Origin of the sequence: Flavobacterium sp. DSR3-2 (assembly GCF_049896525.1) — a bacterium.
In the GTDB taxonomy this organism is placed as follows: domain Bacteria; phylum Bacteroidota; class Bacteroidia; order Flavobacteriales; family Flavobacteriaceae; genus Flavobacterium.
Map to the genome: position 1 here is coordinate 118,409 of NZ_JAFCUM010000009.1, position 21,415 is coordinate 139,823.

At 32.6% G+C, this 21,415-nt stretch carries 21 protein-coding genes; 14 read left to right on the plus strand and 7 right to left on the minus strand.

The annotated features are described in order from the left end of the window. Positions 1-132 precede the first annotated feature (132 nt). The gene (locus ACP7AV_RS11790) at positions 133-1,437 is read right to left on the minus strand and encodes an NAD(P)/FAD-dependent oxidoreductase (RefSeq protein ID WP_426092110.1); all 1,305 of its coding nucleotides are present in this window, start codon (positions 1,435-1,437) and stop codon (positions 133-135) included. A 295-nt stretch (positions 1,438-1,732) separates the two neighbouring features. Between ACP7AV_RS11790 and ACP7AV_RS11795 the strand changes: the two genes are divergently transcribed. The 12 genes from ACP7AV_RS11795 (at position 1,733) to ACP7AV_RS11850 (ending at position 12,189) form a co-directional block, all read left to right on the plus strand. Next, entirely contained in the window at positions 1,733-2,236 is a 504-nt protein-coding gene (locus ACP7AV_RS11795) for an RNA polymerase sigma factor (RefSeq protein WP_426092111.1), read from the plus strand. Beyond that, the gene (locus tag ACP7AV_RS11800) at positions 2,233-2,838 is read left to right on the plus strand and encodes a hypothetical protein (protein WP_426092112.1); all 606 of its coding nucleotides are present in this window, start codon (positions 2,233-2,235) and stop codon (positions 2,836-2,838) included. Before ACP7AV_RS11795 ends, ACP7AV_RS11800 begins: the two co-directional genes overlap by 4 nt. 237 nt (positions 2,839-3,075) lie before the next feature. Continuing rightward, positions 3,076-5,022, plus strand: coding sequence for a threonine--tRNA ligase (thrS, locus tag ACP7AV_RS11805; RefSeq protein WP_426092113.1), 1,947 nt, complete (start codon positions 3,076-3,078; stop codon positions 5,020-5,022). 16 nt (positions 5,023-5,038) lie between these two features. Beyond that, positions 5,039-5,596 (plus strand): translation initiation factor IF-3, encoded by a 558-nt coding sequence (gene infC, locus ACP7AV_RS11810; RefSeq protein ID WP_369699884.1) that lies wholly within the window; start codon positions 5,039-5,041, stop codon positions 5,594-5,596. 91 nt (positions 5,597-5,687) lie between these two features. Then, the gene (gene rpmI, locus ACP7AV_RS11815; RefSeq protein ID WP_022827375.1) at positions 5,688-5,885 is read left to right on the plus strand and encodes a 50S ribosomal protein L35; all 198 of its coding nucleotides are present in this window, start codon (positions 5,688-5,690) and stop codon (positions 5,883-5,885) included. A 171-nt stretch (positions 5,886-6,056) separates the two neighbouring features. Next, positions 6,057-6,401, plus strand: coding sequence for a 50S ribosomal protein L20 (rplT, locus tag ACP7AV_RS11820; RefSeq protein ID WP_091205336.1), 345 nt, complete (start codon positions 6,057-6,059; stop codon positions 6,399-6,401). 151 nt (positions 6,402-6,552) lie between these two features. Continuing rightward, positions 6,553-8,274, plus strand: coding sequence for a tetratricopeptide repeat-containing sensor histidine kinase (locus tag ACP7AV_RS11825; protein WP_426092114.1), 1,722 nt, complete (start codon positions 6,553-6,555; stop codon positions 8,272-8,274). Between the two features lie 272 nt (positions 8,275-8,546). Next, a complete protein-coding gene (locus ACP7AV_RS11830; protein WP_426064738.1) occupies positions 8,547-9,215 on the plus strand; it encodes a response regulator in 669 nt (222 codons plus the stop codon). 197 nt (positions 9,216-9,412) lie between these two features. Then, positions 9,413-9,565, plus strand: coding sequence for a hypothetical protein (locus tag ACP7AV_RS11835; RefSeq protein WP_426092115.1), 153 nt, complete (start codon positions 9,413-9,415; stop codon positions 9,563-9,565). A 692-nt stretch (positions 9,566-10,257) separates the two neighbouring features. Further along, positions 10,258-10,575 (plus strand): hypothetical protein, encoded by a 318-nt coding sequence (locus ACP7AV_RS11840; RefSeq protein WP_426092116.1) that lies wholly within the window; start codon positions 10,258-10,260, stop codon positions 10,573-10,575. A gap of 354 nt (positions 10,576-10,929) precedes the next feature. Then, positions 10,930-11,235 (plus strand): hypothetical protein, encoded by a 306-nt coding sequence (locus ACP7AV_RS11845; protein ID WP_426092117.1) that lies wholly within the window; start codon positions 10,930-10,932, stop codon positions 11,233-11,235. 150 nt (positions 11,236-11,385) lie between these two features. Then, positions 11,386-12,189: an endonuclease/exonuclease/phosphatase family protein gene (locus ACP7AV_RS11850; RefSeq protein ID WP_426092139.1), complete on the plus strand. Its 804-nt coding sequence runs from the start codon at positions 11,386-11,388 to the stop codon at positions 12,187-12,189. Between the two features lie 22 nt (positions 12,190-12,211). Here ACP7AV_RS11850 and ACP7AV_RS11855 read toward each other — a convergent pair whose 3' ends face one another. After that, complete coding sequence (locus ACP7AV_RS11855) at positions 12,212-13,054, minus strand: isoaspartyl peptidase/L-asparaginase (protein WP_426092118.1); 843 nt, start codon at positions 13,052-13,054, stop codon at positions 12,212-12,214. Positions 13,055-13,088: 34 nt separating this feature from the next. Further along, complete coding sequence (locus ACP7AV_RS11860; protein ID WP_426092119.1) at positions 13,089-13,961, minus strand: cyanophycinase; 873 nt, start codon at positions 13,959-13,961, stop codon at positions 13,089-13,091. A 268-nt stretch (positions 13,962-14,229) separates the two neighbouring features. On the opposite strand from ACP7AV_RS11860, the gene cphA reads away from it, so the two are divergent. Further along, the gene (cphA, locus tag ACP7AV_RS11865) at positions 14,230-16,854 is read left to right on the plus strand and encodes a cyanophycin synthetase (protein ID WP_426092120.1); all 2,625 of its coding nucleotides are present in this window, start codon (positions 14,230-14,232) and stop codon (positions 16,852-16,854) included. Positions 16,855-16,981: 127 nt separating this feature from the next. Here the strand turns inward: cphA and ACP7AV_RS11870 are convergent, their stop codons facing one another. Further along, positions 16,982-18,241, minus strand: a complete 1,260-nt coding sequence (locus tag ACP7AV_RS11870) for an asparagine synthetase B (protein ID WP_426092121.1) — start codon at positions 18,239-18,241, stop codon at positions 16,982-16,984. 329 nt (positions 18,242-18,570) lie between these two features. Here ACP7AV_RS11870 and ACP7AV_RS11875 point away from each other — a divergent pair, with 329 nt between their 5' ends. Next, positions 18,571-19,221 carry a DUF547 domain-containing protein gene (locus tag ACP7AV_RS11875; RefSeq protein WP_426092122.1) on the plus strand — a complete coding sequence of 217 codons (651 nt, stop codon included), beginning with the start codon at positions 18,571-18,573 and terminating at the stop codon, positions 19,219-19,221. A gap of 65 nt (positions 19,222-19,286) precedes the next feature. Here ACP7AV_RS11875 and ACP7AV_RS11880 read toward each other — a convergent pair whose 3' ends face one another. From ACP7AV_RS11880 to ACP7AV_RS11890, 3 genes are read right to left on the minus strand one after another with little or no spacing between them, the layout of a single operon-like run. Next, the gene (locus ACP7AV_RS11880) at positions 19,287-19,955 is read right to left on the minus strand and encodes a response regulator transcription factor (RefSeq protein ID WP_426092123.1); all 669 of its coding nucleotides are present in this window, start codon (positions 19,953-19,955) and stop codon (positions 19,287-19,289) included. Positions 19,956-19,958: 3 nt separating this feature from the next. After that, a complete protein-coding gene (locus tag ACP7AV_RS11885; RefSeq protein WP_426092124.1) occupies positions 19,959-20,753 on the minus strand; it encodes a sensor histidine kinase in 795 nt (264 codons plus the stop codon). Further along, the gene (locus tag ACP7AV_RS11890) at positions 20,717-21,397 is read right to left on the minus strand and encodes a hypothetical protein (RefSeq protein WP_426092125.1); all 681 of its coding nucleotides are present in this window, start codon (positions 21,395-21,397) and stop codon (positions 20,717-20,719) included. The genes ACP7AV_RS11885 and ACP7AV_RS11890 overlap by 37 nt, the downstream gene beginning before the upstream one ends. Positions 21,398-21,415: the final 18 nt, after the last annotated feature.

Below are 21,415 nucleotides of genomic sequence, written 5' to 3' on the forward strand. Positions count from 1 at the left end.
GGAGAATTTAGAGCGTTATTTAAGTGACATAATTTGATTTTTTATCGCATGGTAATGAAAGTAAAAAAGTTACAGTGGAATGACAAACAACTCTAAAAGATTACCAACATTTAATTTCAAGACGTTCGAAAATTACACTTCATCACTCGTAAAAGTCATAAAACTTTTCTTTTTGTAAGGTCTAATGATTAATCTTCCTTCACGATCAAAACGAATGTAATTGTATACCCAATTCAGGAATACGACGGCCTTATTTTTGAATCCAATAAGGGAAAACAAGTGCACAAACATCCAGACAAACCAAGCAAAAACGCCACTAAAATGGTAATTAGGTAAATCGACAACCGCTTTATTTCTTCCTATGGTTGCCATAGAACCTTTATCATTGTATTCGAAAGCTTCCATAGGTTGCTTTTGAATTAATTTCAATAAGTTTTCACCCAATAATTTCCCTTGCTGCATTGCAGGTTGTGCCATCATGGGATGTCCTTGCGGATAGCTTTCGGATTCCATGGAAGCGATATCGCCTACTGCAAAAATATTGTCGTACCCCACCACTTGATTGAATTCATTGACCCGAATGCGTTCTACTTTGTCAACCAAAGATTTACCATCCAATCCCGCAACAAGAGCGCCTTGAACTCCTGCTGTCCAAATTACGGTGGCAGTTTCAAAAGTCAAATCGGAATTTGTGGTTATCGTGCGTCCGTCATAATTAGTTACGCGAACGTTTTTCCAGATTTTAACTCCTAAATTAGTTAGAAACTTTTCGGCAGCTTCAGATGATTTCTCACTCATTGTATTAAGAATCCTGTCGCCACTTTGAATCAGATTGATTTCCATTTTGGCAATATCAAGATCGGGATAATCTTTTTGCAGAATGGCTTTTTTCATTTCGGCTAAAGCTCCGGAAAGCTCTACTCCTGTTGGTCCAGCACCTACGAGTACAAAATTGATGAGACTATTTTGTTCGGCTACATCAGTGGTTAAAACCGCTTGTTCAAAATTTTCAAGAATTAGACTTCGAATATTGAGCGATTGCGGTATGGTTTTCATAGCCATACTGTTGCGCTCAATTTCTTTGTTGCCAAAATAATTGGTTTTGGAACCTGTGGCAATCACGAGATAATCATAGCTCAATTCTCCAATTTCGGCGATTATCTTTTGGTTTTTAGTGTCGATTTCTTGAACATTGGTGAGTCTGAAATAGACGTCATCGTATTCTTGAATTACTTTTCGGATTGGGTATGCTATGGAACCCGCTTCAAGTCCGCCAGTAGCTACCTGATATAATAAAGGTTGGAAAGTGTGATAATTGTGTTTGTCTAAAAGGACAACCTGAACTTTTTTGTTTTTTAATTTTTTGGCTAATGCAATCCCGGCAAAGCCTCCTCCTATTATTACTATTCTGGGTAAAGTTGAATTTGGGATGTTCATATTTTTATAAAAAAGTTTCAAAATTGTCAAGAATCAAAGATACAATGTTTTCTACTGTTGAATTTCATCAAATAGTATCGAAATTTTTGTTTTTTAACAAATGCTCTTCTAAAAACTATACGGGTGAAGTAGCCCCGATGGCAATGAAAATCCTTTATTTACTGATTTTTATCAGGAAATAAAGATTGTAATGTACAGCGGGACGAGTCTTAGTCATGAAATGAATAGTGTTGTGCTCCTCGAAAAAAAAGTGCTACTTTGTAACAAAAACCAGTATTGAATTACTAACGTATATATGAGTGATAATTTAGAACATTCTTTTGTAAAGCAGTTGCAGGAAAATCAGAATATAATCCACAAAATTTGTAGGTTATACACTAATGGCGATGATGCACACAAGGATTTGTTTCAGGAAATTACAATTCAGTTATGGAAGGCTTTTCCAAAATTCAGGGGTGACAGCAAATTTTCTACTTGGGCGTATCGAGTTGCATTAAATACAGCAATTACTTTGTATCGAAAAACAAAACGATCCATAGTTACTATAGAATTTGAAGGACGACAACATTTCCTGAATGATGTGGAATATGACTATGAAGAGGAGGAACAATTAAAATTAATGTACAAAGCAGTTTACCAACTGAATGATATTGAAAAGGCGTTGATTTTTATGTATCTGGAAGATAAAGATTACCAGGAAATATCAGAAACATTGGGGATTAGCGAAGTAAATGCAAGGGTGAAAATGAATAGAATAAAAGGGAAATTAAAAAAAATATTAAATCCATTAGGAATATGAAAGAGCTGGATTTATTAAAAAAAGATTGGCAGAAGAGCGAAAACTCTTTTGAGCAAGTATCCGAAATCGAGATTTATAAAATGATACATAAAAAATCTTCTTCGATAGTGAAGTGGATTTTTATTATTAGTATCATAGAATTTATAGTATTAAATTCATTAAGCTTTTTACTTCCAGATGATCGGGTGAGTAAATCTGAAATAATTACAATATTAATTACTGCTTTAGATTATTTAAGCTACGGTGTAGCGCTATATTTCATCTATTTATTCTATAAGAATTACCGCTCAATATCAGTTACTTCAAATACAAAAAAACTAATGGAGTGCATTTTAAACACACGGAAAACAGTACGATATTATATAGGATACAATTTATTTATTGCATTTTTTGTTTCTGTAGTATTACTTTCCAATGAGATTCAAATTAAATCAGCAACGGGTAATGATGATGGAGCTAGAATATTTTTTATTTGTATCTTGATGTTAGTTTTCGTAGTTGTTTTAGTAGGTATCGTATGGTTATTTTATCAATTGATTTATGGTATTTTATTAAAAAAATTGAATAGAAACTACACAGAATTAAAGAAAATCGATTTATAAAAAACACACTTTTTTTTCCTAAAAAAAGAACTGCTTGACGCGCTACAATTAAAATAGGAAAGATTTTTAAAATTAATCTTAGATTATGTTTTGCGCATGTTTGACCGAAAATATTTTTTAATACGACACCGATTCTTACAAACTCGCTGGATTATTAATTTTAGACTAACAAACCTTACATATATATTGTTTGTGTTTTTGTAATGATCTATCTTTGCATTCTTAAAATATCAAACAATGATTAAGATTACTTTGCCCGACGGGTCAATTAGAGAATTTACTCCAGAAGTAACTCCCATGGATGTTGCTAAAAGCATTAGTGAAGGATTTGCCAGAAATGTAATTTCGGCTTCTTTTAATGGTACAACTGTAGAAACAACAACTTCTTTGACGACGGACGGCAGTCTTACATTGTACACGTGGAATGATGATGCTGGAAAAAAAGCGTTCTGGCACTCCACTTCACACGTCATGGCACAAGTTCTGGAGGAAATGTATCCTGGAATAAAATTAACACTCGGACCAGCAATTTCAAATGGGTTTTATTACGATGTAGATTTTGAAGATCATAAAATCACTGATGCTGATTTTAAGAAAATTGAAGACAGAGTTCTTGAAATTTCAAGAGGAAAACATGAATTTAAATTACGCCCAGTTTCTAAAGCTGATGCATTAGAATTATACAAAGACAATATTTACAAAACAGAATTGATTACCAATCTTGAAGATGGAACAATTACTTTTTGTGATCATTCTACTTTCACAGATTTATGTCGCGGTGGACATATTCCAAATACTGGAATAATCAAAGCGATGAAAATCATGAGTGTAGCCGGTGCATACTGGCGTGGTGATGAAAAAAACAAACAACTTACACGTGTTTACGGAACCTCATTTCCCAAACAAAAAGATCTGACAGAATACCTTTTATTATTAGAAGAGGCAAAGCGTCGTGATCATAGAAAATTAGGAAAAGAATTGGAATTATTTGCTTTTTCACAAAAAGTGGGTGCAGGTTTACCCTTGTGGTTGCCAAAGGGAGCCGCTTTGAGAGATCGATTGGAACAGTTTTTGAAAAAAGCACAAAAAAAAGCAGGATATGAGCAAGTAATTACCCCACATATTGGCCAAAAAGAACTGTATGTAACTTCTGGACATTATGCGAAATATGGTGCAGATAGTTTTCAACCGATCACTACACCAGCCGAAGGAGAAGAGTTTTTGCTGAAACCGATGAACTGCCCTCATCACTGTGAAATTTATAATGTACGCCCGTGGTCGTATAAAGATTTACCAAAGCGTTATGCTGAATTTGGCACGGTTTACCGATACGAACAAAGTGGCGAATTACACGGTTTAACTCGTGTAAGAGGCTTTACTCAAGATGATGCACATATTTTTTGTACTCCGGAACAACTGGATGAAGAGTTTAAGAAAGTAATTGATTTGGTATTGTATGTTTTTGGCTCATTAGGTTTCGAAAACTTTACCGCTCAAATTTCTTTAAGAGATAAAGAAAATAGAGATAAATATATTGGTTCTGACGAGAATTGGGAAAAAGCAGAAAATGCAATTATTAATGCTGCTGCAGACAAAGGTTTGAACACAGTAATTGAATATGGCGAGGCTGCTTTCTATGGTCCAAAATTGGATTTCATGGTAAAAGATGCTTTGGGACGACAATGGCAACTCGGGACGATTCAGGTAGATTATAATTTACCAGAACGCTTTGATTTGACTTATAAAGGATCGGATAACGAATTACACAGACCTGTGATGATTCACCGTGCTCCTTTTGGATCGATGGAACGATTTATCGCTATTTTATTAGAACATACTGCAGGAAATTTCCCGCTATGGTTAATGCCTGAACAAGCTATAATATTGTCTTTGAGCGAGAAATATGAAATATATGCGAAAAAAGTTTTAGATTTGCTAGAAAATCACGAAATTCGCGCCTCGGTTGATAATAGAAACGAGACAATAGGAAAGAAAATCAGAGACGCCGAAATGCAAAAAACACCGTTTATGTTGATTGTAGGTGAGGAAGAAGAGAAAAATGGTACGATCTCTATCCGTCGTCATGGACAAGAAGGAAAAGGAAATATCACCGTTACAATAGAAGAATTTGTTGCTATTGTAAATGAAGAAATCAACCAAACATTAAAAGTATTTTCAGTTTAACTTAAATTATAAAGTCATAGCAATAAGAAGCAACAGAGGTTATCAACCTCGCGTAGAAAAAAAGGATGCACACAGAATAAATAATCTTATTCGTGGTGTACAAGAAGTAAGGCTTGTAGGTGAGAATATTGAACCAGGAGTTTTTAAACTTTCAGAAGCCTTAAGATTAGCGGATCAATTCGAACTGGATTTAGTAGAGATATCTCCTAATGCAGAACCTCCGGTTTGTAAAATAATGGATTACAAGAAATTTGTTTACGAGCAAAAAAAACGTGACAAAGTCCTGAAAGCGAAATCTACACAAGTAGTCGTTAAAGAGATTCGTTTTGGACCTCAAACAGATGAACATGATTATGAATTTAAAAGAAAGAATGCGGAAAAATTCTTAAAAGAAGGCGCAAAATTGAAAGCTTTCGTTTTCTTTAAAGGACGATCAATTATTTATAAAGATCAAGGTCAAATCTTATTGTTGAGATTAGCTACAGATCTTGAAGAATTTGGTAAAGTGGAAGCGATGCCAGTTTTAGAAGGAAAGAGAATGATTATGTTCATTGCTCCGAAGAAGAAAAAATAGTATTCAGTTTGAAGTGGTCAGCGTCCAGTTTTACAATTTTAAACTTGAAAAAAGATAAGTAAGTAAGAATAAATTAAAATACTAGGAAAAAATGCCTAAAATGAAAACCAAATCTAGCGCCAAGAAACGTTTTAAAGTTACTGGTTCTGGAAAGATTAAAAGAAAGCATGCTTTTAAAAGTCACATTTTGACTAAAAAGTCTAAAAAACGTAAATTAGCTCTGACACACTCAGCGTTAGTTCACAAAACAGATATGAAAAGCATCAAACAACAATTAAGAATTATATAAGTAAGTCTTAAAGTTGTAAACTCAGAAGTCTTAAAGACTTTCGAGATTCGACTTTAATAACTTTTGACTAAATAATCTTTAGGTTAAAACAATTTAAAATAACCTTGGAGTATGGCCATTAAGCGCTTTTGATTTAATTCAAGCCGCCAGCTACAAAAACACATCAAAATTATGCCAAGAGCGGTAAATTCAGTTGCTAAAAGAGCAAGAAGAAAAAAAATAATGAAGCAAGCCAAAGGTTTCTTTGGTAGACGTAAAAACGTTTGGACAGTTGCTAAGAATGCGGTAGAGAAAGCAATGTGCTACGCTTACCGTGACAGAAAAGTGAACAAAAGAAATTTCCGTGCATTGTGGATTCAACGTATTAACGCTGGAGCTAGATTGGAAGGAATGTCTTATTCACAATTTATGGGTAAAGTAAAAGCTAACGGCATCGAATTGAACCGTAAAGTTCTTGCAGATTTAGCGATGAATCACCCAGAAGCTTTCAAAGCAGTACTTAATAAAGTAAAATAAACGTTTTATCAACTCAATTTAGATTACTTACTTATATAAAAACCCCAATCGAAAGATTGGGGTTTTTTGTTTTTAATTTTGTTGTAAATATTAAAAAATTATAGCAATCCGTTACCTTCTATTTTTAAATAAATTTCAGTAATTTCGTGCAATGATGTGCAAAAAAAAATATTTACCGGTTTTTTATGTATTCTTGGCATTCCTTTTTGCCACACAATCCTGTGAGAAGAAAAAGAGACATAACGCCCCCAAAAAACAAGATCTTACAGAAATCAATAGACTCATAGAGATTGGCCACAAACATTATGAAAACGAAGCATTTGATAGTTCTTATTATTACTTTAATAAAGCCAAATATGCTGCCGCAATAAAAAAAGATACTTCACGAATTATTCACACTTTAAGCTGGATGGCACAAATACAACGAAACCAGGGAGATAATGCCGGAAGTGAAACTACAAGTATTGAAGCGTTTCCATTAATAGAGAATTCAAATAAATATTTACATGGAGAAACTAATATATATATAGGTTTAGGTAATAATTACTTGCTTACCCATGAAAATGACAAAGCTATATATTATTTTAAAAAAGCAATAAATTCGAAAACAGATGAAGACACAAAATCTGGAATTTTAAATAATATCGGTATAGCTTACACTGAAAAAGGTGAGTATCAAAAAGCAATACAAATTCTCTTACCATTGACCCGTAAAGAAAAAGTTATAAATAATGCCGAGAAAATTGCTCAAATAAATGATAATTTGGGACATGCTTATGATAAATCCGGAAATTCAAAAGCATTTTTTTATTTAATTAAAGGATTAAAAACAAGGTTAGATATAAAAGATAAATGGGGACTGATTTCAAGTTATTACAATTTATCTGAATATTACAAAACTAGAAATTTAAATCTATCTATTAAATACGCTCTCCTTGCCTACAACAAAGCGACTGAAATAAACCATGTGGACGACCGACTAGTTTGTTTAAAATTATTAATACAAAATACCTCAGATGATCAACTGAAAAAATATTCTCTCGCATATCTTCACATTAATGACAGTATTACTGACGTCCGACAAAAAGCAAAAAATCAATTTGCTAAAATCAAATACGATTTTAAGAAAGTGAAAGAGGAGAATCTAAAATTAAAAACTCAGCAAGCAAATCAACAAAGACAGGAACTATATAGAGATCAGCTTATCTATTTTGCATTGGTAATACTTATTTTATTGAGTATAATTATTGCGAACTATCTTAAAATAAAAAATAAAAGAGAAAAAATAAAAGCAACGTATAATACTGAAATTCGTCTTTCTAAAAAACTTCACGATGAATTAGCAAATGACGTTTTCCAAACGATGGCTTTTGCTGAAACACAAGATTTATCGTCAAGTCAAAATAAAAAAATATTGATTTCACATTTAGACACAATTTATTATCAAACCCGAAATATCTCAAGAGAAAATAGCAATATAAATACCGGAACACCATTTGCGTCTCATTTAAAAGAAATGTTATCTGGTTTCAATACCAAGGAAGTCAATGTTATTACAAACGGTATCGATACCATATTTTGGTCCAATATTGAAAATTACAAAAAAATCATCATATATCGTATCCTTCAAGAATTATTGGTAAACATGAAAAAACATAGTAAATGTAGCTTAGTCGTAATCTCTTTCAAAAAAAATGAAAATAAGTTACAGATAAATTATAGTGATAATGGAGTTGGCGCAACATTTGAAAAATTAGCTTCGAAAAATGGTTTACAGAATATCGAAAATCGCATTCATTCCATAAAAGGAAAAATTTTATTTGACACCCAATCTAATAAAGGATTTAAAGTGAGTTGTGAGTTCCCGATATGAAGTAAATCTGATCGTAAATAAACATTTCTGTTAATAATCTAAGTTTATTATATCGTGCAACTTAACTTTATCAGTCTTGAATTTTAAACTAAAGTACACCTCGATTGCAATGATAGCAGGCTTTGAATAAGAAATAAAATATTTAATTAAAAAAATGGACTGCTGAATGTGGAAAACCGTAATAGAACCAGAAAAGGAACTATTACTTTTGATACTAAATCTTATGTAGGATTTAAAGTTAATTTTAATTTTTCATTATAAACCAGTTACTTATGTTTAATAAAGTATTAATTGCCGAAGATTTAGACAGTATCAGTATAGCCTCAATTAAAGCACTTGAAGAACTATCCATAATGGAAATTCATCATTCAAAGTACTGCGATGATGCTTTTTTGAAAATAAAAAAAGCACTTCATGATAAAGTCCCTTATGAATTGTTAATTAGTGATTTGTCATTCAAACCGGATCATCGAGAACTTCGATTGGAGTCAGGTGAAGAACTGATTAAAGAAGTAAAAAAAATACAACCAGATATAAAAACAATAGTTTTTTCTATTGAGGATAAGTCTTACCGAATAAAATCACTTTTTCAAAATATAGGTATTAACGCTTATGTATTAAAAGGCAGAGACAGTATTCCGGAACTTAAAAAAGCAATTTACCGCATTTATAACAACCAAGAAATCGAATTATCTGAAGAGGTTGCGTACGCAATGAGAGACAAATCATTATTTGAAATTGAAGCATATGATATTACTCTTTTAAAATCCTTAGCGAAAGGATTTACACTTGACGATATATCCTCCGAATTCAAAGATTCAGGCATTATTCCAAATGGAAGCAGCAGCTTAGAAAAACGAATTAATAAATTAAAAATATATTTTAAAGCAACTAACAATGTGCATTTGATAGCCATTACTAAAGATTTAGGACTAGTTTAGGCAACTTAACTATTTCATAAAAAATTAGTAAAACAAAGAACCAATTTATTTTAAACCATCTACCTTGAGTTAATACTCTCAAAAATAAATGCCATTCTTTTTTAAATTTAAAAAAAAACAATCCATTTACGGTTTCCCGTAAAGATATAGTTTTTAAAGATGTTAGGTTTACCCCATAAACTTTAAAATCATTTAAAATGGCCAATTTTACAAGAGAAGACTTAGCATTTAACGGATATTCTCAAAAAATTGATTTGACAAATAATTCCGATTGTACTGAAATCTTTGATCACATATATATCGATAAAACAGAAGAATTTCAAATAATCCATTTCTGCAATCAGTTTTAGAAAAATATAAAGTTCCCCAAACTAAAGCCAGTTTTCAAAAAGTAGAAAGTTTTTTACAACATCCCGAATTAGAAAATGAAGTCCACAAAGATCATTTACAAGATTGGATTGCCAGTAACTGGATAAAAATATAATTTCTTTTACTTCTCGATTCGATTGCAAAAAAAATATGCGTTTAGAATTTAACAATCACCATAAATATTTTTAACTGCTATACTTCATTTTAAGAGAATCGAAAAATAACATTTAGATAATACATATTATTATTTTGATGCGTTACGGTTTACCGTAAGGAAATTTACTTTATCGCTTTTAACTTTGAGGAAATCATAAATTTAAATTATTTTCATAATCAATTCAGTCTTGAAAAATTACGAAAACGAAGTTCAGAATCCTTTCACTGTGAAAGAAAAAGAAAATCAAGTATATGACAAATGGAACAAAAGAATTTAAGATGGTGAAAATTATGTAAAAGAATATCTAAAGATTGATAAGAAATCATTATCGGCAAATACCGTTTCCTTATCAAAATGTCTACACATGAAAATCAAAACAGAAGTTTTAAATACGAAATTGAATAAACCAATGGAAATGAATAAAAGACTGTTGACAAAAATACAAATAAAAAAATTTAGAAAATTTAATTGAAAATAGTAAATAAATGATGTGATTAAATCTTTATTAAAGACAAAATGAAAAAAAATATTTTAATTGGGGTAATAGTATTAATCCTGCTTTTTTCTTATCCAACAAAACTAAAACACAAATACAATAATAGGACAAATAAAGAAAATGCAATTTTAATAACAGTATTAAACGGCCGAAAATTTGATTCTGACGAAGAAAATTCAACGAAAATTTCTGAAGAATTTTACAAGAAAAATTTCATCCAAAATCCGTTTGATATTTACAAGAATGAAAATACTATCCAGCATTCCTCAAGAAACAATAAAGGAAAAATCATGCTTTCATACGATCATTATATAATTCCTGAAACTAAACTTGATTAACAATTTTTCAGTAAATAAAATTTACACCAACAATAAAAATAATGAAACCATTACACCTTTTAAATACAAATTTATTGTTTTTTGTACAAATAGTAATGTTGCTTATAGGCGCAATTGGCCTTATTTATTTAGTTTATTATTTATGGAAGAAATAAATAATTAAAAAAAGTTTTTCTGCAAACTCTAAGAATAACGGTAAATTAATTAAGATAAATAACACACGTCATGAACCTTACAAATAATTTTAGAAAATTAACATTAAATAAAAATGGAATACTTTTAATTCTCAAAACAAAAGAAAATAAACAAATTTTATTTTCTGATTTAGATCTAATTTACATAACTGTAAACAAAATGAAAACCATTTATGAAGTTCTAATATTGCTGTCTGCTGCAGGTATAGCGGCATTTAATTATTTATATTTCCAAATTGACTTAATCCTAATCATTGCTTTCTTGGTCGTAATTGCTATCATTATAAAAAAGAATGACTACAAAAGCTACAGCTTAAAATTACGCTTAAAAAACGGTCAAATTTTTAAAAATAAAGTACATTTAAAATCAAAACATCTTACAATAGATATTGTAAATGAGGTTAGAAAAGAAATTTATACTATTAAAATGCAAAAAAGTAATGAAGCTCTAATTTCAGTTTCATAGCTACCAATTTAAAAAAATGAGGAAATAATTTAATCCTTCCTTTATCAATTTTACTAAAAGAGATAATAAATTAAATCTGGTCCATATCGAATAACTATCGTCGATTTATTCTAATTTTACAACTTATAACATCCGTAACATTTGAATGCATTGAAATCCTTTTATTTTCTCCTACTTGTACTTTTCCCCTTCAGCATTCTATCTCAAACCAAATTGCTTTCTTGGAATATAGAAAATTTTGGAAAATCTAAATCAGAGAAAACAATAAACTACATCGCCAATACGCTGAGAGAATACGACATCATTGCAATTCAGGAAATTGTTGCGGGTTATGGAGGAGCACAGGCAGTAGCAAAACTGGCCGATGAACTCAATCGTAAAGGCGCTAAATGGGATTATGTGATTAGTGACCCGACCAGCAGCAGTGCCTATAAAACCGAGCGTTACGCTTTTATTTGGAAAACTAGCAAGGTAAAAAAAATTGGAAGAGCATGGCTCGAACAAAAATACCATCAAGAAATAGTAAGAGAACCCTATTTTTGTACGTTCGAATATAAAAATAAACAATTTACAGTGGTAAATTTTCATGCCATTTCTAAAAAAAGTCAACCTGAAACCGAAATTAAATATTTTAAATTTCTACCGGACGAATATCCTCATTTAAATTTAATTTTTACGGGAGATTTTAACTGTCCACAATCGCATAACGTTTTTAATCCTTTGAAAAAAATGGGGTACGAATCAATTTTGATTGATCAAAAAACATCGCTTAAACAAGAATGTAAAAATGAAAAATGCCTCGCATCCGAATTTGACAATATGTATTACAATTCTTTAAAAGTAAATTCCCTAAAATCGGGTATAATTCACTTTTATAAAAATTATACTTCATTAAAAGAAGCCCGGACAGTATCGGATCACATTCCTATTTGGTTTGAATTTTCTTTAAATTAACAACAATTTAATTCATTACCGTTTAATCGAAAACTTCAAAATTATCTCCGTCAAAACTGGCAAAAACCATACTTGGATGCGAATCCTGATGAAACACATTTCCTTGATTATCAATAGCAATTGCGCCTGCAAAACCTTCATAAGGTTTCAATTCGCTAAACGTTTTGGTGAAAGCGTCTTGCAATGAAAACCCATCGGTAACTCGAGTGACGATTTTTGCCGCCGTCGCATTACTCACGATGTCCTCACCTACTCCGGTCAAACTCACGCCGCAAAATGCGTTGGCATAATTCCCGGCTACAGTAGCAGAATCAGATATACGACCCGGCATTTCAAATCCCTTACCGCCAGTAGAAGTCGCTGCGGCAATTTTACCATTTTGGTCCAAAGCCACGCAACCTACCGTTCCTGTTCCCAGTGATTTTAGTTTCGCTTCATATTCCGCTTTTCGCTGTGGAATTTCAGTTGAAAAAGGTTCAAAACCATGTTGTCTTGCAAAATTAGTTGCTCCACTTCCTCCCAAAATTCTATCGTCATATTGCATTAGCACTTGGGCAACCTGAACAGGATTTTTAACTGCTTCAATATTGATGACGCCACTCATTTTCTGGGTTTCACCATCCATAATCGCAGCACTCATTCTTATTTTTCCGTCACTTTGTATTTGCGATCCAGTTCCAGCATTAAATAATTCGTCATCTTCTAAAAGGGAAATAGCATAAACAACCGTCTCTAATCCGGTGTGTGTTTTCAAAAAATCGTAAGAATCTTTGACAATTCGCTCTAAAGCCTTTTGCTTAGCGACTTTTGTTTCGTGATTGGTTGATGATTCCGAGAAAAAACCACCATGTATAATTAGTTTCATATTTGATAATGCTTTTAGTTTGCACCATTAAATGTTACAAATAATGAGAAGATTGAATGTACATTTTGTGCGTTTCAAGACTGTAAGTGTCAAATTTACTCATGACATGAGTTACCAAATGGGAGATGGATATGGGCTGACCTAACTCTACTTTTGTCAAATTAGTATCTTTTATCTCGCGACCGTCCACTAAAATAACTAAACCAGAACCTATCGCTTCCATATCTTTATTATTAGTAATTAATAGTCCTGTATCCTCACCAAGTCCGATTCCCAATACTCTAGGATTGCCAACCACTGCTTGAAAAAGTCTGCCAATTCTGCCGCGTTGCACAAAATGAGTATCGATAATAACGCCATCAATTAAACCCAATCCACTTGAAATTTTAACTTCACCTTTTAGTAATGCTTCTGAGCTACTTCCCTGATAAATCATGTTATTCGAGGCTGCTGCTGCGCCAGCCGAAGTTCCGGCATATATAAATTCTTCATTATGGTATTTATCCAATAGCATATCATGAAATTGTGTTCCACCAAGAATAGAAGTTAATCTCAGTTGATCACCTCCGGTAAACATAACAATATCAGCCGCTTTTAATCGGGCCAAAACAGCTTCATCAGCTGCTTGTTCTCTTCTTTCAATATGTAAAATATCAATATTTTTAGCATTTAAATATTCAAATGCCTTAACATATTCAGGACCAATCTCTCTCGGAATGACTGAAGCCGTCGTAATGACTTCTATTCGTGATTTTTCTTTGTGTTTTGATTCATTTAGTATCCTTTTTAAAATTCCAGTTTCAAAAAAGTTTAAATTATTGGTGGCATTTTTATCTAAATCGGTTTCTGTAAAACTTCCTTTATCTACTGCACCGCCTATTATTATTAGTTTTCCAAGTATATTCATTTTGTAAAAATAACCAAAAAGATAAAAAAGAGCATTTGAAGTTGTGTTTTTTTTTCAATAACCGCCAACAGAGATACTATTAATTAATTTTCAAATAATAAATTTTGATTACTATTGTAAAAACTTTACTTTAGTTCTATTCTAAGTTACTTAGTTTGAATTATTAGATTGTAATTTACTTTTTTTATCCAAATTATTACTGGGTGAAAATGAAATAAAGACTTTAAATTCAACTACATTTTTACACAAAAATAATTTTTCCGTTTTTATGAAAATAATTAAAATACAAGCCCTTCGTGGACCAAATATTTGGAGTATTCGACGAAAAAAATTAATTCAAATGCGTTTGGATTTGGAAGAAATGGAGCAATTACCTACCAATAAAATAGACGGATTTAAAGAACGTATTGAAACAATGTTTCCTTCAATGATTGAACATCGTTGTTCTGAAGGTTGTCAAGGCGGATTTTTTTCCAGAGTAGAACGCGGAACCTGGATGGGACATGTCATCGAACATATTGCACTCGAAATTCAGTCGCTTGCCGGAATGGAAACCGGTTTTGGAAGAACAAGAGAAACTAAAACTTCCGGAACTTATAATGTAGTTTTCAGTTATACCGAAGAAAATGTAGGTCTTTTTGCAGCAGAATCCTCAGTTGCCATTGCCGAAGCATTAATTGCGGGGACTGAATATGATGTGAATGCCGACTTGCAGAAAATGAGAGAAATTCGCAAGCGCGTGAGACTTGGGCCAAGCACCGGAAGCATTGTGGAAGAAGCAGTTTCCAGAGATATTCCTTGGATACGACTTGGAACAAATTCTTTAGTACAACTTGGATACGGCATCAATCAAATGCGTTTTCAGGCGACAATTACCTGTAAAACAAGCAGCATTGCGGTTGATATTGCCTGCAATAAAGAACAAACTAAAAAAATGTTGGAAATGGCTTCCATTCCCGTAGCCAGCGGAAGCATTTGTATAGATGAAGACAGTTTAGCTGAAGTGATACAAAAAATTGGCTATCCTATTGTCCTAAAACCTTTGGGCGGAAATCATGGAAAAGGCGCCTCTATTAATGTTACTAATTGGGAGGATGCGGTTGCCGGTTTAACATTTGCGCAAGCATACGGCCAACGTGTCATTGTAGAAAAATTCATTACTGGTTTCGATTTTAGAATATTAGTTATCGATAATAAATTAGTTGCTGCTGCAAAAAGAGTTCCTGCTCATGTTATAGGAAATGGAACGGACAACATTCAGAATTTAATTGACACCACAAATCTGGACCCACGTAGAGGTTACGGACATGAAAATGTACTGACTCAAATTGATGTCGACCGGGATACCGAAGATTTATTGAAAAAACTAAACTACACATTAGAAACTATTCCAAATATTGGAGAAATTGTATTTTTAAAATCCACAGCAAATTTAAGCACCGGCGGAACATCTGTAGATGTAACTGATATGATGCACCCGGAAAATATCTTTCTTGCCGAAAGGATTTCAAGAGTCATTGGACTCGATGTTTGCGGAGTTGATATTATGGCCGAAAATTTAACGCAACCGTTAAAAGAAAATGGCGGTGTAATTTTGGAGGTCAACGCGGCGCCCGGTTTTAGAATGCACCTTGCGCCTTCGGAAGGATTGCCAAGAAACGTTGCGGCACCGGTAATTGACATGTTATATCCCCCGGGAAAATCATGTCGTATTCCAATAATTGCTGTGACAGGAACTAATGGAAAAACTACTACTACCCGTCTTTTGGCACACATTGTTAAAAATAATGGATTTAAAGTAGGATTCACCACATCAGACGGGATTTATGTTCAAAATCACATGATGGAAAAAGGAGATACTACAGGACCTTTAAGCGCCGAATATATTTTGAGAGATCCAACTGTAGAATTCGCTGTTCTGGAAACTGCCAGAGGCGGAATTCTTCGTTCTGGACTGGGTTTTAGCCGTTGTGATATCGGGGTTATAACTAACATTCAGGAAGATCATTTGGGTTTAAGTGACATTCATACCTTAAGTGATTTGGCCAGGGTGAAAGCCACAGTGGTCAAAAGTATCAAGAAAAACGGCTGGGCTGTCTTGAATGGTGATGACGAGCATTGTGTAAAAATAGGTCAAGACCTGAATTGTAATGTCGCATATTTCAGTTTAAGCGAAGACAGCGATTTCATAAAAAAACTTTGTGCCGAAGGAAAAACAGTTGCTGTTTATGAAAATGGTTTCATCACCATCAAAAAAGGAGAATGGAAAATCCGCATCGAGCGTGCCACTCACGTACCTTTAACATTGGGCGGAAAAGCGAAATTCATGATTGCCAATGTACTCGCAGCCACTTTAGCGAGTTATTTATGGGGTTTCAAAACTGAAGATATCAGCTTGTCTTTGCAAACTTTTATTCCAAGTGCCGCACAAACTCCAGGTCGTATGAATATTTTTGAGTTTAAAAAATTCAAAGTATTGATTGATTTTGCTCACAATGCATCAGGCTATAAAGGTGTCGAAGAATACCTTCATAGTGTAGATGCTACTAAGAAAATTGGAATTATAGCAGGAGTTGGCGACCGTCGTGACGAAGATATCAGGGAATGTGCCACTATTGCCGCCCGAATGTTCGACCACATTATCATCCGACAAGAAAAATACCTGAGAGGAAGAACTGAAGATGAAATCATTAATTTAATTCTTGAAGGTATCAAAAATTCCGGTAAAACCGTTACTTATGAAATTATTCCTAAAGAAACCGAAGCGATAAAACATGCCATAAATTGCGCCGAAGAAGGAAGTTTCATCACAGCCTTAAGCGACGTAGTTACGAATGCAATTGATATTGTACAAGAATATTTAGACAAAGAAAACGAACACGGAGTGCTGTAATTTTCAGAAGCTGTTCCTGCTGTCCGTTATATCTTTCTTTGCCTAAAGAAGGCAAAGAAAGGATGCCACTACCATCAGGGCTAAAAAATAAAAGCCAATCGATTTCCGATTGACTTTTATTTTTACCTTATGTTTTCAATTTTTTCTTTCTGGCTGCTGGAAACAACACATTATTCAAAATCAAGCGATAGCCCGGTGAATTAGAATGCAAGTCTAAAACCGTAGGTGGATCACCCACCTGATGTTGAAAATCTTCGGGGTCATGTCCACCATAAAACGTGAACATCCCTTTGCCTTTTTGCCCATGAATGTAACGTGCTTCCCCATTTAATTCACAAGATCCCATAACCAAGACATTTGATTTTATTAGAGGCAAATCAAAAGCGGTAGTTTGCCCCATAAATCCTTTGACCAACTGCGTGTGATTTTGACACAACATACTAGGAATTGGGTCCCACTTTGCTGAAAATTCCATTAAAGTAAAGTAATCTTTGTCCATAGGAATTCTTCGTTTCGAAGTCATATCAATATCTGAGAATTCATATTGCTCGGGTCTTCTTTCCAAAATAAAATCTTTGAAGGCAAAAGAATTATTGTAATTCATCTTTGATTGGTAATTTCCTTCACTGGCATCGCCATCAAACATGGCTTCGCAAATATCAAGTCCGTCAGCCGCCAAAGCAATATCAAAACTATCCGTTGCCGAGCACATCGCAAACATAAATCCTCCTCCAATTACAAAATCCCTGATTTTCTTGGTTACAGCTCCTTTTTCAGTAGAAACTTTGGAATATCCTAGTTTTGAAGCTAATGTTTCAGCCTCTTTCTTTTGTTCAATATACCAAGGAACATTTTTATAGGCTCCATAAAATTTTCCGTATTGTCCCGTAAAATCCTCGTGGTGCAAGTGCAACCAATCGTAAAGCAATAATTGATCACTAAGTACTTCTTCATCATAAATGGGAGTAAAAGGAATTTCAGCATAGGTCAAAACCAAAGTTACAGCATCATCCCAAGGTTGTTTTCCTTTGGGTGTGTAAACGGCAATCTTTGGAGCTTTTTCTAATATTACTGATTCCATATTCTGGGATGGACTGGAAATTTCATTTAATATGGCTACTTCTTCTCCATCAGAAATTATTTCAAAACTGACACCCCGAATCTGACATTCTTTACGAATTTCCTCTGCATCAGGCAGTAAAAAAGATCCGCCACGGTAATTGAGTAACCAGCTTGCTTTATAATTTTTATCCAAACACCAATAAGTTATTCCATACGCTTTCAGATGATTTTTCTGCGAAGTTTCATCCATTGGTAATAAAATAAAAGACGCTTTACTTGTTATTGACAGTAACAAAATGAGTATAAATAGAAATCGTTTGCGCATATTCTGAAAATTTTGATACCTCAAAGATAGAAATTAAGCATTTGAATTATTTCAAATTTAACTTTTAAATGAATTACAAAAATTGTCTTTTTTAATAAAACACGTAAAAATACGCATAGCCAAACTACATCTTAATCATAAATTCGCAGATATCTCTTAAGCAATCATAATGAAAAATTTAGTAATGAATCCAAATGAAAGCAATGACCCGTTTAATTTAATGAATTTATTGAAAAAAATAGGATTATGTCTATTAGTAATTCTGATTTTAACTTTCTACATGCTTTGTTTCCAACATCTCCGTCTGTAAATCACTAAAAAAAATCATTTTGAAAAATTATTATACCACTTTATCAGAGGAAATTCTCTCTATAGCAAAATTCGAAGGGGATTCCACAGTGCTCAGAAGACAGCTTTTTTATATCCGACAAGCCAAACTGGAGAAAAGTTTGGATACTAATGATTTGAGAAAAACATTTTGGATAAATATTTACAATGCATTTTTTCATATCATTTCAAAAGATACGGCAGATCGTGAAGCCATTTTCACATTGAAAAGAATAAAAATTGCTCATTGTTTACTTTCATTAAACGATATTGAGCACGGAATTTTAAGGAAGACTAAATTTAAAATGGGTTTTGGATACTTTACCAATCCATTTTACTCTGATTTTATAAAAACACAGGCAGTAAAAGAGTTGGATTACAGAATCCATTTTGCGTTAAAAAGTATTTGTTTAAATAATCCAATAATTGATTATTATGAGAGTGAAATTATCAACGAACAACTCCAAAAAATCACCAAAAAACTGATCAAATCGCAGACCCATTTCGATACCGATTTAAAATTAATCACAACGTCAAAATTTTTATTTTCCTACCATCGAGATTTTGGAGGCATGAGTTCCGTTAAAGAATTATTGCAAACAACTTTAGAAAAAGACATGAGAGGGTACACGTTTCAGTTCAAAAAAAGTTAAAAACGCCAGAAATACCTACTAACCATAAACTTTATTGCTCTTACTTTTGAATTTAACCTGCAATCTTAGACATCAAGCAGCATAATTTGATTTTGAACTGCGTAGACAACTAAGCCTGCAATATTTCTGGAATCTGTCTTCAACAATAAATTATTTCGATGTCCTTCAACGGTTCTTGGACTAATAAAAAGAGCATCTGCAATTTCAACTGTACTCTTTTGCGAACAAATAAGCTTAAGGACTTCAATTTCCCGAACGGTTAAAAAAGTAGTGTCTAATATGCTTTTTGTTTTTTTAGAAGTCAACACGTCCGCTTGAATAATTTTCATGACTTGATCCGTATAATAAAATCCTTTTTCAGCAACTTCATTTATAGTTGTCAGTAATTCGTGGGGCGTCGCGGTTTTTATTAAATACGAAACCGCACCCACATCAATCATATTTGCAACAAAAGATTTAGAGTTATAGCTCGTTAATGCAATAATTTTTAACTCAGGAAACTCGGCATGCATAATCTTTGTCGCTTCGACACCATTTATTCCGGGCATTTTTAAGTCCATGATAATAATATCAGGGTGATTATTTTTATTGTTGTGGAGAAAAGAAATCAATTCGTTCCCATCAGACGCTTCAAAAATAATTTTAATATTTGTCTCGCGCCCCAATAAAAAAGAAATTCCTTTTCTAAAAAGAATTTCATCATCCACTAATACAATTTTTATAGTTTTATTCATTATTTAAAAATTAAAAACTACGGAAATCCCTTTGTTTAATGTTGATTCTAAGGTCAATTTACCGTTCAAAAAAGCGATTCTGCTTTCTATATTTTTCATTCCGAGACCGTGCTGATTTTTATTATTTTTGATTTCAAAACCAGTACCGTTATCCGTGTAATGACAATTTTTCACGCCATTTTGTTCTTCAAAAAGAATGGAAATAACCGTGGCTTTTCCATGCCGTAATGAATTATTCATCAGTTCCTGCAAAATTCTAAACACATGCAAATGTTTATCGTTATCTGAAATAGCAAATGTCGTTTTATTTTGATAATCTATATCTACAGCTTTGGAACTGCTAAATTCCATGCATAATTCCTCCACCCCTGCATGCAATCCAAATTTATCTAAAACCGGCGGTAGCAAACCGTGTGCAATTTTCCTTGAATTATCTAATGCTTTGTGTGCAAGATTAATAATATTCGCTGTGATTTCAATTACTTCATTAGCGCTTAAATTAGGCGCGGTCAGCAAATGACTGTTTAATGAAACTATATTGAGTTTAGAACTAATATCATCATGCAAATCTTGCGCAATACGCTTGCGTTCCTCTTCTTGTGTAATAATAACAGCACTTAAAAGCTCTTTTTGATACTTAATTTCTAAATCTTTTTTTTCCAATTCTTTTTGAATGATTTTTCTTTGTGAAAGTTTAAAGAAAAGTATTAGCAACAAAGCCATGAATAATATTAGAAAGACCCCAAGTGCAACAATTAAAACTAATCTGTTTTCTTCCGATAAAAGCTCTTCCACCATTCGATATTAATTAAGATTTGATATAATAAACAAAAGAAAGCATTTAATACCCAAAAATACATATATAAAGAAGGACTAGTTTCAACTAATAAATTTCCTGCCGCAAAAATTAACGAACTTGTTAACATATAAATAAAAATACCGGAATTTATATATGAATATGACTTTTCTTTAGTAAGAGTATTTAAGAAATATATTACTGCAAAGGACGAAATTACAACTTGCGTGATAAAAATTCCTAATGAATTATACTTTTCAAAAACATGATCCTCAATCGAATATTGAAATGTAAAAACGACCATCGTAAAAATTATAATCCCGCCAATGACAATTCTTATTTTCCTTTTTTTTAGTAAATAATAATAAAAGAAGCTAAGAAATAAAAATTGAGAAATGAAATAATAGTGGGACAACCAAATATTATTAATGCGTTTATTAAATAAATAAGTTGAATAGAATTGAATCACACCTACCGTCAAAAGATAGCAGAAAAATATTACAAATATTTTTTCCTTAACAGCAGTTTTTAGAAATAAAAGTATGTTAAAAGCTAACAGGTAATTGGCTGATTTATATAACAATTCATAGATTTCCTTTGCGCCATAGGGCAAAAGCATTAAATTTATAGTGGTATACAAACCCATCTCATTAAGTTTTATAAT

Coding starts and splice junctions, on each gene's coding strand:
- rplT (WP_091205336.1), top strand. CDS start 6,057: ATGCCAAGAGCGGTAAATTCAGTTGCTAAAAGAGCAAGAAGAAAAAAA.
- ACP7AV_RS11840 (WP_426092116.1), top strand. CDS start 10,258: ATGAAAAAAAATATTTTAATTGGGGTAATAGTATTAATCCTGCTTTTT.
- ACP7AV_RS11830 (WP_426064738.1), top strand. CDS start 8,547: ATGTTTAATAAAGTATTAATTGCCGAAGATTTAGACAGTATCAGTATA.
- ACP7AV_RS11890 (WP_426092125.1), bottom strand. CDS start 21,397: ATGGGTTTGTATACCACTATAAATTTAATGCTTTTGCCCTATGGCGCA.
- ACP7AV_RS11870 (WP_426092121.1), bottom strand. CDS start 18,241: ATGCGCAAACGATTTCTATTTATACTCATTTTGTTACTGTCAATAACA.
- ACP7AV_RS11835 (WP_426092115.1), top strand. CDS start 9,413: ATGGCCAATTTTACAAGAGAAGACTTAGCATTTAACGGATATTCTCAA.
- ACP7AV_RS11880 (WP_426092123.1), bottom strand. CDS start 19,955: ATGAATAAAACTATAAAAATTGTATTAGTGGATGATGAAATTCTTTTT.
- ACP7AV_RS11790 (WP_426092110.1), bottom strand. CDS start 1,437: ATGAACATCCCAAATTCAACTTTACCCAGAATAGTAATAATAGGAGGA.
- cphA (WP_426092120.1), top strand. CDS start 14,230: ATGAAAATAATTAAAATACAAGCCCTTCGTGGACCAAATATTTGGAGT.
- ACP7AV_RS11855 (WP_426092118.1), bottom strand. CDS start 13,054: ATGAAACTAATTATACATGGTGGTTTTTTCTCGGAATCATCAACCAAT.
- rpmI (WP_022827375.1), top strand. CDS start 5,688: ATGCCTAAAATGAAAACCAAATCTAGCGCCAAGAAACGTTTTAAAGTT.
- ACP7AV_RS11845 (WP_426092117.1), top strand. CDS start 10,930: ATGAAAACCATTTATGAAGTTCTAATATTGCTGTCTGCTGCAGGTATA.
- thrS (WP_426092113.1), top strand. CDS start 3,076: ATGATTAAGATTACTTTGCCCGACGGGTCAATTAGAGAATTTACTCCA.
- ACP7AV_RS11825 (WP_426092114.1), top strand. CDS start 6,553: ATGATGTGCAAAAAAAAATATTTACCGGTTTTTTATGTATTCTTGGCA.
- ACP7AV_RS11800 (WP_426092112.1), top strand. CDS start 2,233: ATGAAAGAGCTGGATTTATTAAAAAAAGATTGGCAGAAGAGCGAAAAC.
- ACP7AV_RS11795 (WP_426092111.1), top strand. CDS start 1,733: ATGAGTGATAATTTAGAACATTCTTTTGTAAAGCAGTTGCAGGAAAAT.
- ACP7AV_RS11885 (WP_426092124.1), bottom strand. CDS start 20,753: ATGGTGGAAGAGCTTTTATCGGAAGAAAACAGATTAGTTTTAATTGTT.
- ACP7AV_RS11860 (WP_426092119.1), bottom strand. CDS start 13,961: ATGAATATACTTGGAAAACTAATAATAATAGGCGGTGCAGTAGATAAA.